Annotated in this window: 13 protein-coding genes; 7 read left to right on the forward strand and 6 right to left on the reverse strand. The window is 34.8% G+C overall.

The genetic code is table 11. From position 1 onward, the window contains the following. Positions 1-21: 21 nt before the first annotated feature. On the reverse strand, positions 22-3,543 hold the full coding sequence (locus H6F32_RS03920; RefSeq protein ID WP_242031042.1) for a helicase-related protein: 3,522 nt from the start codon (positions 3,541-3,543) through the stop codon (positions 22-24). A 645-nt stretch (positions 3,544-4,188) separates the two neighbouring features. Further along, positions 4,189-4,650: a hypothetical protein gene (locus H6F32_RS03925; RefSeq protein WP_190368032.1), complete on the reverse strand. Its 462-nt coding sequence runs from the start codon at positions 4,648-4,650 to the stop codon at positions 4,189-4,191. Positions 4,651-5,288: 638 nt separating this feature from the next. On the opposite strand from H6F32_RS03925, the gene H6F32_RS03930 reads away from it, so the two are divergent. The 5 genes from H6F32_RS03930 to H6F32_RS03950 all read left to right on the forward strand — a co-directional run bounded on the left by H6F32_RS03930 (position 5,289) and on the right by H6F32_RS03950 (position 9,807). Further along, a complete protein-coding gene (locus H6F32_RS03930) occupies positions 5,289-5,789 on the forward strand; it encodes a DUF2231 domain-containing protein (protein ID WP_190368033.1) in 501 nt (166 codons plus the stop codon). Continuing rightward, positions 5,786-6,397: a DUF2231 domain-containing protein gene (locus tag H6F32_RS03935; RefSeq protein ID WP_190368034.1), complete on the forward strand. Its 612-nt coding sequence runs from the start codon at positions 5,786-5,788 to the stop codon at positions 6,395-6,397. Before H6F32_RS03930 ends, H6F32_RS03935 begins: the two co-directional genes overlap by 4 nt. A gap of 56 nt (positions 6,398-6,453) precedes the next feature. Then, positions 6,454-7,386 (forward strand): cytochrome c oxidase subunit II, encoded by a 933-nt coding sequence (locus tag H6F32_RS03940; RefSeq protein WP_190368035.1) that lies wholly within the window; start codon positions 6,454-6,456, stop codon positions 7,384-7,386. 27 nt (positions 7,387-7,413) lie between these two features. Then, the gene (locus tag H6F32_RS03945; RefSeq protein WP_190368036.1) at positions 7,414-9,066 is read left to right on the forward strand and encodes a cbb3-type cytochrome c oxidase subunit I; all 1,653 of its coding nucleotides are present in this window, start codon (positions 7,414-7,416) and stop codon (positions 9,064-9,066) included. A 141-nt stretch (positions 9,067-9,207) separates the two neighbouring features. Further along, complete coding sequence (locus H6F32_RS03950; protein WP_190368116.1) at positions 9,208-9,807, forward strand: heme-copper oxidase subunit III; 600 nt, start codon at positions 9,208-9,210, stop codon at positions 9,805-9,807. Positions 9,808-9,918: 111 nt separating this feature from the next. Here the strand turns inward: H6F32_RS03950 and H6F32_RS03955 are convergent, their stop codons facing one another. Continuing rightward, positions 9,919-10,191, reverse strand: a complete 273-nt coding sequence (locus H6F32_RS03955) for a type II toxin-antitoxin system RelE/ParE family toxin (RefSeq protein WP_190368037.1) — start codon at positions 10,189-10,191, stop codon at positions 9,919-9,921. Further along, a complete protein-coding gene (locus H6F32_RS03960; protein ID WP_190368038.1) occupies positions 10,191-10,391 on the reverse strand; it encodes a hypothetical protein in 201 nt (66 codons plus the stop codon). Before H6F32_RS03960 ends, H6F32_RS03955 begins: the two co-directional genes overlap by 1 nt. 283 nt (positions 10,392-10,674) lie before the next feature. On the opposite strand from H6F32_RS03960, the gene H6F32_RS03965 reads away from it, so the two are divergent. Continuing rightward, on the forward strand, positions 10,675-11,547 hold the full coding sequence (locus H6F32_RS03965; protein ID WP_190368039.1) for a site-specific DNA-methyltransferase: 873 nt from the start codon (positions 10,675-10,677) through the stop codon (positions 11,545-11,547). A gap of 171 nt (positions 11,548-11,718) precedes the next feature. Here H6F32_RS03965 and H6F32_RS20855 read toward each other — a convergent pair whose 3' ends face one another. Beyond that, complete coding sequence (locus H6F32_RS20855; protein ID WP_277875036.1) at positions 11,719-11,844, reverse strand: hypothetical protein; 126 nt, start codon at positions 11,842-11,844, stop codon at positions 11,719-11,721. Positions 11,845-12,058: 214 nt separating this feature from the next. Here H6F32_RS20855 and H6F32_RS03970 point away from each other — a divergent pair, with 214 nt between their 5' ends. Further along, positions 12,059-12,934 carry a polyphosphate kinase 2 family protein gene (locus tag H6F32_RS03970; RefSeq protein WP_190368040.1) on the forward strand — a complete coding sequence of 292 codons (876 nt, stop codon included), beginning with the start codon at positions 12,059-12,061 and terminating at the stop codon, positions 12,932-12,934. A gap of 259 nt (positions 12,935-13,193) precedes the next feature. On the opposite strand, the gene H6F32_RS03975 is transcribed toward H6F32_RS03970, so the two are convergent. Continuing rightward, on the reverse strand, positions 13,194-13,445 hold the full coding sequence (locus H6F32_RS03975; protein WP_190368041.1) for a hypothetical protein: 252 nt from the start codon (positions 13,443-13,445) through the stop codon (positions 13,194-13,196). Positions 13,446-13,683: the final 238 nt, after the last annotated feature.

Below are 13,683 nucleotides of genomic sequence, written 5' to 3' on the forward strand. Positions count from 1 at the left end.
GACTTTCAGATCCCGGACTTCTCAAAGAAGTCCGGGATCTAAGCACTTCGTTTTCAATTGATAATGTTCTATTTTTATCAATGGTTGCCAATTTAATCTCACTGGATCTTGAATAATATGAACTTCTGGAAATGAAGCACAATTAAATACTACATACAACCAGTAATCATTCTTCAATCTTTCTGCTGTTTTATATTCATTAGTTGTTAATGCCAACTCACCAACATTTGCCCGTCCTTTGACTTCAATAAACCTCACTGCACTAGCTTTTAATGGATCTCCAGAATCAATTTCACGGGATATCAAATCAAACCCGCGATTCTCCTTCTCCACACTCACAACTTGCCAACCTCTAGCTTTTTCATATTCTATAACTGCTTGAATTGCTATTTTTTCAATTTCATCATCATCTACCATCGGCGCAATTTCTGGAGAACTTCTTTCAGGATGGGGTAATACCCAAGCACGTCCATGATGATGAATATCAGTAATGGCACAACTGGCCTCTTTTTGTAACTCTTCCCGTCGTTGTTCTAACCTGCCATTTAATTCAAATAGTCGGTCTTCTAGTTGTTTAATGCGACCATCTAACCCTTGTTCTTTAGAACCAGATTCTTTGGTTTGAAATAACTCTGCATATTGAATCTGGATTTTATCAATAATCACATTTAGACTAATTTCTATATGATTAGAAATTGTCTGTACTTCCTTTTGTCGCTGTGTACGAATTTCTGTTAAAAAGCTATTTAATTCCTGTTCAATTAATGCTTGTTCTACCTGTTCTCGACTAGGTAAACTACTATCATCTGGTAAATAATCAACTAAATTAGCTAAATTCACAGAGTTATTATTATTGTGATTATTCTCTGTTTGTACTTCGTTTTGCTTGGTAAAATCTCCTATTTTTGCTGGTACTAAATCTAAAAATAAAGTTGGTTGACGGACAGACATTGTTCCATTTAACTCTGTCTGCACTACATATAAACGCTCATGGAGTTTTCTACCCCGTCCATCGGTAATAGCAGCCGAAAATACATCTAATCTCGCTGGTTTATGACGGTGTAAATCAAAAAACACCGCACCCCGACGCAAATCTTCCTGTACTTGGTTAGAAACTTCATCCCGCACACATTCAAATAATGGATGTCCTGGTGTCACCCATTCTAAGGTGGGGTCATCTGTTAAGATATTTTTATCAAATGCAATCTTTTTATAATCCCGTCCCAATTTACCAAAGCGGTTTTCTAACCTATCTCCTGTTGCCCATAAAGTCCGAGGAACACGCCCAATTCTGTATATTTTCTTACCCTTAGCCGTTTCCTTGGGATGAATCCCCGCTATAGGTGCTGCTTGCACAAAGAAATCATGGATCACTTCCGGTACTAATCTCCGTTCTTTAGCTTCAGCAGATTTACCGATAATTTGTGATAAATTTAATTCCCGTTTCGCCAGTCCTTCCAAAGCTGAATCACTAATTTTACGGAAACGTTCTGTATCTACTTGTTCTACAATCCGATTAAGAATTACAGACTCAGTAAGATTATGAGCGTACATATCCCGAATCATCCTTTCTAACTGATTAGCAGGGAAAATATCACCCAGCACGTTAAATACTTTACCTGTCCTATCTGGATCTAAATCCATCTCAATAGCGTGAATCCTGTCAAACAATTTCCATAAAACGTAACCTTCTTTAGTATTAGTAGCTACAAAGTTAAAAATCAAACAATCTTTATCCTGTCCATAGCGGTGAATCCTACCCATACGCTGTTCTAACCGCACTGGATTCCAGGGAATATCATAATTAATCATAAACCAACAGAATTGTAAATTAATACCTTCTCCTGCGGCTTCTGTCGCTACTAAAACTTGACAATCTTCTCTAAATTCCCGTTCTGAATAAATGCGAGTATGGGGAGTATCTCTATCACCTATTTTCATTCCGCCATGAATTTGAGTAACAGTTAATCCCCATTCTTTTAATTTTACTACTAAATAATCTAAAGTATCTTTATGCTCGGTGAAAATGAGCATTTTCATTTTCGGATCTTTAAATATTCCTTTTTGGGTAATTACTTCTTTTAACTTGACTAATTTAGATTCAATTTCCCGTTTTTCTAATATTAGTGCTTGACTAATTAGTTGATTTAATTGTATAATTTCCTGTTTTAAAGCAAAGGGATCTATGGAAGCTACTACACCTTCTAAATCACCGATAATTTTTTGTTGTTCAGGTTCTGGTAATTCTTCAAAATTGTCTGGTAATTTCTTATTAATTTGTTCTTGACGATAGCTTTCTGGATCTTCTAAAATTCTTTGGCGTTTATCGCGCATTCTTTCTAAACTACGGCGAACAGCGTAAATACTAGAAGCAAAGCGACGTTGTAACATAGCCATAGTAAAACCTAACGCTCTACCTCTGGCTGTATCATCACTGGCAGCTTTAATTGATTGGTCTTCTACATAATCAGTAAGTGCATTATAAAATTCTAACTCTTCTGCATCAATTTGAAATTCTATGGTTTCAACTTTACGGTTAGTGAATAGTTTTTTCACAATTCCTGTTTCTGCATCGGGAAATGTTTTTAACGATTCTTTAGTGCGACGTAGGTAAAAAGGAGCATTATTCCGTTTCATTGCTTCCTCTAAACTGCTCACATCTCCATAAACATCTCGGTCTAATAATTCTAGAAATAAACAAAAGTTTTTCGGATCGCCTTTATGGGGTGTAGCTGTCATTAATAAATAGTGGTCGGTAATTTTTCCCAGTTCTTCACCAAGTTTATAAGCTAGGGTTTTGCTATCGGAACTGTAGGCACTCATTTTATGTGCTTCATCTACAATAATTAAGTCCCAGTTACTTCTTAATAAACTATCTTTTGCGTCCTCAATGCGCGAAACCCAAGATACAGAAGTGACAACTTGATTTTTTTCTTGCCAGGGATTAGAACCATAGTTAGCGCGTAGCACATCACCGCGTATCACTTCAAATTCTTCCCGAAATTTGTCTTTGAGTTCTCGTTGCCATTGAAATGTTAGGTTAGCAGGGGTGATAATTAATGTACGTTGAACTAATCCTCTAATTTTCAGTTCTTTAATTAATAATCCTGCCATAATTGTTTTTCCCGCACCTGGATCGTCAGCTAGTAAAAACCGAATGCGAGGCTGTTTTAAGAAATACTCATAAACTGCTTCTAGTTGGTGTGGTAAGGGGTCTACACGAGCGATCGCTAATGCAAAATAAGGATCATATTCATAAGCTAAACTTAAACGTAATGATTCTATACCAAAGCGAAAATACTGTGCATTACCGTCAAAGGGTTCTTTTTCTGGTGTACATTCTAACTGTTCCAACTGTTCAGCATTGAGAATGGGTTGATAGGTATAGTTAGTATTGATTCCTGTACCAATGAGTTTTATAGCATCACCCATAGGTATAACCATTAATACCTGTACTGGTTCTGGAAACATTGAACCACTTACAATTACATTTGCTTTCAGGCGTTCTAGTTTCATAGCTTTACTAATTATATCTGTTTGCATTTGTTTATACATTTGTCTTATTTAAGGCTTGCTAAATAAATGTAAAACCTGGATATGTCAAAAGTTACAAGCTGATCAACACGCAAAAAGTGCCAGAGTTTTCCAGGGGATACCTAAAAAAGCGTGTATTTTGGGTTGAATAAATCAGAAAATTTGGGCATGACAGCGATAAATTACTGTATTAATCAATAATATAATGTATAAATGTATTCTGTAAATATTTTATTAGTTTATTTTTGTTGCGTTAAGTTAAGAATTAGAGATTTTTTGTAATAAAACTTTAATGATCAATACTTCAGACAGCATATACAGCCGTTTCCGTTATTATGAGATACAGATGTTAATGATCAAACCCTTGTAACACAGGCATCTTGCCTGTTAATAGTGTACCTCATTTACCTTAAATCTGCTGTAAAACCTGTCCGATAATTAAATGTGTATCAAATGTGTAAGCTGTTGTGCCTTTAACTTGAATAATTAATACAAGCAAGATGCTTGTGCTACTGTAACTTCAGGTTTTTTAATTATACAGTTTAGTTGCACATTAGCTTATCAAATGTGTATGATCAGCAAAACCTCCTAGGGACAATTCATGAATTGTCCCTACCATAATTTTCACCACAAGTCTATAGAGTTTCTATTTTTTTAATCTTGGTTTAACTCTCTAGCACAAGTTAAATATCTCGCTAATAAAGCTAAACTAATGCTTGTAAGACTGGCTGTAATCATCCTGATTTTATTATCTATCTGTGAAAATTGTATATCACTCAAATCACCTTTAAATAAATTAGAAATAATTGGACTTATAAACAGCCATAGAAATATCCCCAATGATGTTAATACAGTTAATAACTTAGCTGTTTGTTTAGGTTTACAATAATGTAACCAACGTAAAGCTAGATAACACCCCATTACTTCCCCTATCCACCAACCTAAGAATACACCTAATAAAACTGGTAATAATCCTTCTAATCCGGCATTAGGCATAAAAAACTTAGTATAGTTAGTGCCTAAATATACACCCAAAGCTCCTAATGTAATAGATCCGATTAAACTACCAAAAGCAGCCGCAATGTATCCACCTTGTTTACTTTTTTCTAAAGACATTATACCCTTTACTATTTAATTAATGTGATTTTATTTCAAAAATAATTGAATTATAGTTAAATTATAGTTGAATTATAGTTAAATTATAGTTGAATTATAGTTGAATTATCATATAAAACTCCTATTTTAATTTTGAACGAAACTGTGGTAAATTTTCTAAAATCCTCTTCCCCTTTGCCTCTTGCCCATATTTCTGTACATATCATTACAAAGTTATAATTTGTAATTGTACATTAATAAACATAAAAATAATTATTTTTGATTTAAAAATATGAAAATAAAGCAATAGTTAAAAGCTGTTGTTTTACCCTGTAATCATTGTAAAAGGTTTGCCTTTAGTTATTTGACCAGTTTACAAAAAGTTACTTAACCTAAACTTAATCTGGTTTTTACGTCTAGGAACAATAAGATCCCCCACTGGTTGAGGAAGTTGGGGATCTGGAAGATATGGTAGTCAAAAACACGCCTTTATAGCTTCATAAATTGCTAGGCGTAACTAAGCGTAATTATTATTGTGGCAAATATCATCAATTGCACAAATAAACCAATTTTTGATATCTGACGCACTCTAAAAAACAATCAAAAAGCATAAGTTTGATCAAGGTGTAAAACCATCGGTCTAAGTCTAGGAGAAGACAATGCTAGATTTTTTCACGTCATTGAATGAACATAATTTACCATATCCAGATCCTTTACATCCTATCGTGGTTCATTTTGTAATTGCGATGGTATTATTCTCAGTTTTCTGTGATGTGGTTGGTTATTTCACTGGCAAAACTCGGTTATTTGAAGTGAGTTGGTGGAATATGTGTATTGCTACAGTTTCGATTTTTGTAGCAATTATTTTTGGACAATTTGAAGCAGGTTTAGCGAAACCTTATGAATTAGCTAAATCAATTTTAAATGTTCACACTCTTATTGGTTGGTCACTTTCAGGAGTGATCGCTGCTATTAATGCTTGGCGTTATGTTTTGCGGAGTCGTAACCCCAATAAACTGCCATTTCATTACATTGCAGTGGGTATTTTACTAACATTAATTGTTGGTTTACAAGTGTATCTTGGTGATGAACTTGTGTGGGTATATGGCTTACACACTGTGCCAGTCGTGGAAGCAGTAAAGGATGGACTTTTACCATGAACTCAGAACTACTTGATCAAATAAGTCACCACATGGGGGCAAATGGCCTACCTTACGTTTTACCTATTCATCCTAATTTAGTTCATTTAACTTTGGGATTATTTATTATTGCCATTGTTTTCGATTTTTTAGGTGTGTTCTTTCCTTTGGAAAAATGGGTGTTCAAATTCTTGGGAATTACTGTAGAACGTTCTCAATTATTTGATGTAGGTTGGTACAATATTTTTGCCGCTTCTGTAATTACCTTTTTTACAGTTGGTGCAGGTTTTTTTGAAATGTTGTTAGCTGCACCTCCTGCTGATATTAAAAGCCCTTGGGGAATGTTAGCAATGCCCACAATGATGTGGCATGGTGTCGGTGGTGTTTTACTTTTAGCTATTATTGTGGGCATGACATTTTGGCGTGGTTGGCAACGTTATATTATTGGACTACAACATGAACGAGAAGTACAAATTCCTTATTTAGTTGTAGGGGCAATAATTATGTTGTTATTGTACTTACATGGCACATTAGGAGCGCATTTAGCAGCAGATTTTGGTGTCCATAATACGGCAGATAAGTTATTGCGAATGGGTCAAGATTTGAATCAAGTATTAGGTGGAAAATAGCTGTCACCTATGGACTGTAACTTGCTATATTTCCTTTTCTCTCCTTGCTAACTAACATGAATATTCGACTAATTTTGAATTTTTTAACTCTAGCAACTGGGGCGATCGCTGTTACTTTTACAAGTATTTGGATCGGAAAACAATCTTACTCTTGGCTTCCTCCCCAGGCTGCGGCTGAATCTCATCTTGTTGATGATTTAATCAGTTTTTTAGTGACAATGGGCGCGTTTATTTTCTTAGGAGTAACTGCGGTTCTATTGTATTCCATTCTCTTCCATCGGGCGCGAGATACAGACTTTAGTGATGGTCCTCATATTGAAGGTAATATCACTTTAGAAGTAGTGTGGACTGCCATTCCCATTATGTTAGTTTTGTGGATAGCTACCTACAGTTATCAAGTTTATGAAGAAATGGGGATTCAAGGACCAAATCATTTATTACATTTGCATAATCCCATAAAAATGGTCATGGCAAATAGTGATAATTCAGAAACTCCTGAAATTACTTCTAAAACCACAAAACCCATGGAAGAAATTGACGTTTTAGCTAAACAATGGGCATGGGTTTTTCACTATCCAGAAAACAACGTTACTAGTACAGAATTGCATTTACCAAGCGATCGGCGCATTCGTTTAAAACTGCATTCAGAAGACGTACTGCACGGCTTTTATATTCCCGCATTTCGCGTCAAACAAGACATAATTCCTGGTCATAACATTGACTTTGAATTTACTCCCATTCGTCCTGGAGAATATCGCCTCATAGACTCCCAATATAGCGGTACATATTTCGCTACCATGACCGCCAATGTAGTTGTAGAAAACTCAGAAACCTACCATCAATGGTTAGCATCCGCCGCAAAAAATACACCTTCACCTGCGCCTAACCAAGCAGTAGCAGAATATAACCTAAAACTCAAAAATGGCATTGATAGCGGTTGGGAAAGTATTCAACCCGCCGCACCTCCACTAGTTAACTTTCCTGGTTAATCATAAACTGTAACTTTACACCTAAATATGACAAATATTCCCATAAACAGCTTTAGCCATGCTGAACATCAAGATCCAGGAGACTGGAAAAGGTACTTCAGCTTCAGTACCGACCATAAAGTTATCGGTATCCAATATCTCGTTACCTCCTTTATCTTCTTTCTCGTCGGTGGCATTTTCGCCATGATCATCCGAGGCGAACTGATCACGCCAGAAGCGGATCTCATAGATCGTACCGTGTACAACGCCATGTTTACCATGCACGGAACAGTCATGTTATTCCTGTGGACATTCCCATCCCTCGTTGGTCTTGCTAACTACATTGTCCCCATCATGATCGGGGCGCGGGACATGGCCTTTCCTCGCCTCAACGCCGCCGCTTTTTGGATGGTCCCAGTGGTCGGTATTTTGATGATCGCCAGCTTTTTTGTACCTGGTGGTCCCTCCCAGTCTGGTTGGTGGGCATACCCCCCCGTCAGCACTCAGAACCCCACTGGTAACTTAATTACAGGTCAAGTCCTCTGGTTATTAGCAGTGGCAATTTCCGGTGTATCTTCCATTATGGGCGCAGTAAATTTTGTTACTACTATCGTCAAAATGCGTGCGCCTGGTATGGGATATTTCAGAATGCCGTTAATGGTATGGGCAGTATTTAGCGCACAAATTATTCAATTATTTGGACTACCAGCATTAACAGCCGGAGCAGTAATGTTATTATTTGATATTACTGTGGGTACATCGTTCTTTGACGCAACTAAAGGCGGTGATCCAGTAATGTTCCAGCATTACTTCTGGTTTTACTCCCATCCAGCGGTTTATGTAATTATTCTGCCAATTTTCGGCGTATTTTCAGAAATATTCCCCGTTTACTCTCGCAAACCCCTATTTGGTTATAAAGTTGTCGCTATTTCTTCCATGCTAATCGCTGTAGTAAGCGGTATAGTATGGGTACATCATCTGTATGTAAGTGGTACACCTGGTTGGATGCGGTTATTCTTCATGTTAACAACCATGTTCGTATCTGTACCTACAGGAATTAAAGTATTTGCTTGGGTAGCGACCATTTGGGGTGGAAAAATACGATTAAATACACCAATGTTATTTGCATTAGGTGGATTAATCATGTTTGTATTTGCTGGGATTACTGGAATAATGCTTTCTTCAGTACCAGTAGACGTTCACGTCAATAATACATACTTTGTGGTGGGACATTTCCACTATGTACTGTATGGAACAGTCACAATGGGAATGTATGCAGCCATCTATCATTGGTTTCCCAAAATGACAGGAAGAATGTTCCATGATGGCTGGGGAAAAGTTCATTTTTGGTTGGCATTTATTGGTACAAATTTGAATTTTTTACCCATGCACCCATTAGGTTTACAAGGTATGTTAAGACGTGCAGCCTCTTACGCACCAGACTTAATTGGTTGGAATATTGTAGCTAGTTTGGGTTCATTTTTGTTAGGAATGTCCACCCTACCTTTTATTTTCAATATGCTAATTTCTTGGATGCAAGGTGAAAAAGCACCGGATAACCCTTGGTTAGCAATTGGTTTAGAATGGGAGATTTCTTCACCTCCTCCTATTGAGAATTTTGAACAGATTCCAGTGGTAATTAGTGAACCCTATGGTTATGGTAAGTCCGAACCTTTAACAGCTACTTCTGAACATAAATAATTGATATTGTGCGTCATATTTATAGGTTTTTTATTAATTTTGACGCACTATTTCTATTTATTTTCTCACGCAGAGGCGCAAAGTCACAGAGAGAGTAATTGGTAATTAGTAATAAGTTTGTTGAGTAAGTGGGAAGTTATGATGGATAGTTCTATGAGTTCTGAGGAATTACATCAGCATCATGAACATGAACATGATGAAGAAGGCAATAAGATGTTTGGTTTTATTGTGTTTCTTTTATCTGAAAGTGTCATTTTCTTGAGTTTTTTCGCTGGTTATATTATCTATAAAACTACTGCGGTTAATTGGTTGCCGCCTGGTGTCTCTGGTTTAGAAGTTAAAGATCCTAGCATTAATACTGTGGTTTTAGTTGCTAGTAGTTTTGTAATTTATTTTGCAGAAAAAGCCCTAGAAAAACATGATTTAAAAACTTATCGCTTCTTGTTGTTTCTAACAATGGCAATGGGTAGTTATTTCTTGTATGGCCAAGCGGTGGAATGGAGTAGTTTGGAGTTTGGTTTTACTTCTGGTACTTTCGGCGGAATGTTTTATCTATTAACTGGTTTTCACGGTTTGCACGTTTTCACGGGTATTCTGTTACAGTTAATTGTGTTGTTACGTTCTTTCATGCCTGGTAATTTTGATAATGGCCATTTTGGCATCAATGCCACTTCTTTGTTTTGGCACTTTGTTGATGTTATTTGGATTATTTTGTTTATCCTTATTTACGTTTGGCAATAGGTGTTTTGTTAGCTGAAAATCAATCTAAGAATCAATAAATTATCTAGGGGTTTAGCATTGCTGAACCCTTGTTCATGTATTTGTGTATTTGTATAATTATGCTAAAATTATCTATTTGGGAAAATAGCGATAAATTTCTTTTCTGTGTAAAACTCTTTCAAAAATTAATGTTTCACCATCAAAAATAATACCAAGACGATAATCACCTATGCGAATACGATAAGCATTATCATATCCCTGAAGTTTTTTGATATTTGTGATTTCTTCAAAACTTGATATTGCGATTATTTCTTCAAAAGCAAACTTTTTAATAGACTCATAGTATGGTGTACTTTTAAGTGCTTTTAAATCTTTAATAAAACTGGGTAGATACTGAGTATTCATTATTTTTCTAATTCTGCTAATGCTGCATCTAAATTTAATGGTGTTTCATTTTCTACCTCTTTCATAGCTAGAATAAGTCCTTCATCTTCAAGTGCTTCTAGCAATCGTAAATAGTCTTGAAAATCTATAACTACTTTTCTGATATTACCTTGAATATCAGTAATCAATTCTTGGGCAAAGGGATATTTATTAGCTTGCATTTTGTTTATATTTTTGTTTGGTGTCAATATGTTGATATTTAAACTTAATTTAGCATATCTATATCAGGTTTGAATAGAAGTTATAAAAATTATGTAGTAAATTCACAAATGAAGCCATAAATAATACTCAGTATTTTTTTGTTAAGATAAGTAAATTCACTTTTGCTAATTAATTACAAGTATCTATATTATATAAGTAGATGTATAATTACATATATATTATATTAAGATTAATTGTAGTGTCATTGCAAAAACTCTGTATTTACTAATATAGCAAAAATTTATGAACCTCCATACTTTCAAATCTTGTTTAAGAAATCCTGTCTACGAAGATCAAGACATCTTAATTTATCAAGGAGATTCATTATTATTAATGAATAAATTACCAGCAGAATGTTTACCTTTAACTGTCACATCTCCTCCCTATAATATAGGCAAAGAATATGAATCTATATTGTCATTAGAAGATTATATTCAATGGACAGCTAAATGGATTAATCAAGTCTATCATTGCACATCATCAGATGGTGCATTCTGGCTAAATCTTGGTTATCTTTCTATTCCTAAAACTGCTAAAGCAATTCCTATTCCTTATTTAATTTGGGATAAAGTTCCTTTTTATTTAATTCAAGAAATTGTTTGGAATTATGGTGCAGGCGTAGCTGGTAAACTGTTTTTTTCTCCTCGTAATGAAAAGTTTTTATGGTATGTTAAAGATCCTCAAAAATATGTATTTAATTTAGATGATATCCGAGATCCTAATGTGAAATATCCTAATCAAAAGAAAAATGGTAAATTAAAATGTAATGTTAACGGAAAAAACCCTACTGATGTTTGGCAAATTCCTAAAGTTACTTCTGGTCAAAATCGTAGTTCTCAAGAAAGAACTCCTCATCCAGCACAATTTCCCATTGAGTTAATTACTAGAGTTATTTTAGCTAGTAGTCATCCTGGAGATATCATATTTGATCCTTTTTTTGGATCTGGTTCAACAGCAGTAGCAGCTATTAAAACAGGACGTAAAGTAATAGGTATTGAAATTAATCCAGATTATGTAAACATTGCCGTAGAAAGGGTTAAAAGGATTCGCTATGAACAGGAAAATCAAGTTAAACAAGGTATAATTGGTAAATTACAGCAGTTTCCGTTATTATGATGTACAGATGTTAATGATAAAACCTTTGTAACACAGGCATCTTGCTGTGTTCATAGTGTACCTCATATAGATGGAATGTGCTGTAAGTCAAGCAATTTCTAAACCAGTTTGTACTAAACTAGTACCAATTCCTTGATTTTGATATTTATTCTGGAATTATAGCTAATGGTGCTAAACATAACACGGAGAATCACGAATTTTATCTATCAGTTTTGCTTCGTTTTCAGTTGCAAATACTTGAATATTCACTTCTGCTATAGATGAATAATCTAATCCTGTTTCAGGACGAATTTTCATGATTTTCTATTCTCTGATGATTTTATCTAGGTTAGATAAAATAAATTCCATCTTTACTTAATTTTATCAGACATCACTAACCACAAGATCCCCGACTTCTTTAAGAAGTCGGGGATCTGACTTGATCGCAAATATTAAGAATTGATTAAAAACTAATTATTTATACTCATAGATGATATAAGAAAATATATTTCTTACCAATCACCAATTATCTATGAATCACAAACCTTATCTCGTTAAACCAGGTTCACAAATTTCTCTGCTTAAAGATTATGATCCCGCCTATAAATGCGAGTTTCATGAAAAAACTGATGCTGATAAAAAATTACAAGCAGGTATTGAGAAACTTGCTAGATATCAAGATATTCTTTATGCCCAAAATACCTATGCTTTATTAATTATTTTTCAAGCTATGGATGCTGCTGGTAAAGATAGTACCATTAAGCACGTAATGTCGGGAGTTAATCCTCAAGGTTGTCAAGTATTTAGTTTTAAATCTCCCAGTGATGAAGAGTTAGATCATGATTATTTATGGCGTTCTATGAAGGCTTTACCAGAACGCGGTAGAATAGGCATTTTTAACCGTTCTTACTATGAAGAATTATTAATAGTTCGTGTTCATCCAGAAATTCTCAAAAAGCAACAATTACCACATTTTCCTAATGGTAATAAAATTTGGCTGCAAAGATTTGAAGAAATTAATAATTTTGAAAAGTATCTAGTTAATAATGGTGTTATTGTTCTGAAATTTTTCCTCAATGTCTCCAAAACTGTCCAGAAAAAAAGGTTTTTAGAAAGAATTGACGCACCATCAAAAAATTGGAAGTTTTCGGTAAATGATGTTAAGGAAAGGGCTTTTTGGTATGACTATATGAAGGCTTATGAAGATGTTTTTAATCATACTAGTACCACCCATGCTCCTTGGTACATTATCCCCGCAGATCGTAAATGGTTTACAAGGTTAATTGTAGCAGATATTATTTGTACAAAATTGCAGGAATTACATTTACAATATCCCCAAGTCAGTGAAGAATATAAACAACGTCTTGCAGAAGCTAAGAAAATTTTAGAAGCAGAAGATGACACTTAAAAAGACTCGGCCTTGCTGAATTAGAGTATGAAATGGAAAAGTTACAAAAATGAGTCTACCTTAGTGTACCTTTAAGGCAAGCAGGACTTACGCAACTGGCACATTGGTAGGGTGCGTCACATATCAACAATTTGTTTATTTGCAGGATTTATGAAGTCTGACGTGGTTAATGACCTTAAGGAAATTAACAACTACTCTTTGCTATTATCTTAAAACTGTTGCCGATGAATCTTTTATATATTAGCATTGAACTAATATATTATATTGATACTGGCTGTAAGATTATATTATTTGCTAAAGAACGACGTTTACTTACATAAGCATCACGTAGGCTGGGTTGTGGTCTGGTGATCTTTTTAGATAGTTTCTCTAAAATAGGTTGGGGAATAGCTGCACTGTGACGTTGAGTTAAGATGGGCATTTCTTGCCAACAACTCCGGCAAAACCAGTAGGTTTCTTGTCCACGAATGTGTTTGAGTAGAGAATCTTTACAACAAGGACAGTAGTACATAACGGTAAATCCTTTTCTTTTATTAAAGTTATCATCTGAATTTCATTTATGAAGCTAATTAAGGTAATCACTGGAATTAGTTAAGTCGCTTAGTTCTATTAAGATTCGTCGAATTTCGCTAAATTATAGATGTATATTCCTTACAATATAGATCGTAAATGTGAGGAAGTTGTGAGGATGTTTACAATATTATTTATTTTGTAACATTTGTATATATTTTTTGAATTAACTAACAGTC

The sequence above is a fragment of the Anabaena sp. FACHB-1237 genome (genome assembly GCF_014696225.1).
Taxonomy (GTDB): Bacteria; Cyanobacteriota; Cyanobacteriia; order Cyanobacteriales; family Nostocaceae; genus FACHB-1237.

Bases quoted from the DNA above. Each gene is read 5' to 3' on its own strand.
- H6F32_RS03960 (WP_190368038.1), bottom strand. From the start codon at position 10,391: ATGCAAGCTAATAAATATCCCTTTGCCCAAGAATTGATTACTGATATT.
- H6F32_RS20855 (WP_277875036.1), bottom strand. From the start codon at position 11,844: ATGAAAATTCGTCCTGAAACAGGATTAGATTATTCATCTATAGCAGAA.
- H6F32_RS03925 (WP_190368032.1), bottom strand. From the start codon at position 4,650: ATGTCTTTAGAAAAAAGTAAACAAGGTGGATACATTGCGGCTGCTTTT.
- H6F32_RS03975 (WP_190368041.1), bottom strand. From the start codon at position 13,445: ATGTACTACTGTCCTTGTTGTAAAGATTCTCTACTCAAACACATTCGT.
- H6F32_RS03970 (WP_190368040.1), top strand. From the start codon at position 12,059: ATGAATCACAAACCTTATCTCGTTAAACCAGGTTCACAAATTTCTCTG.
- H6F32_RS03935 (WP_190368034.1), top strand. From the start codon at position 5,786: ATGAACTCAGAACTACTTGATCAAATAAGTCACCACATGGGGGCAAAT.
- H6F32_RS03930 (WP_190368033.1), top strand. From the start codon at position 5,289: ATGCTAGATTTTTTCACGTCATTGAATGAACATAATTTACCATATCCA.
- H6F32_RS03950 (WP_190368116.1), top strand. From the start codon at position 9,208: ATGGATAGTTCTATGAGTTCTGAGGAATTACATCAGCATCATGAACAT.
- H6F32_RS03920 (WP_242031042.1), bottom strand. From the start codon at position 3,543: ATGCAAACAGATATAATTAGTAAAGCTATGAAACTAGAACGCCTGAAA.
- H6F32_RS03940 (WP_190368035.1), top strand. From the start codon at position 6,454: ATGAATATTCGACTAATTTTGAATTTTTTAACTCTAGCAACTGGGGCG.
- H6F32_RS03945 (WP_190368036.1), top strand. From the start codon at position 7,414: ATGACAAATATTCCCATAAACAGCTTTAGCCATGCTGAACATCAAGAT.
- H6F32_RS03965 (WP_190368039.1), top strand. From the start codon at position 10,675: ATGAACCTCCATACTTTCAAATCTTGTTTAAGAAATCCTGTCTACGAA.
- H6F32_RS03955 (WP_190368037.1), bottom strand. From the start codon at position 10,191: ATGAATACTCAGTATCTACCCAGTTTTATTAAAGATTTAAAAGCACTT.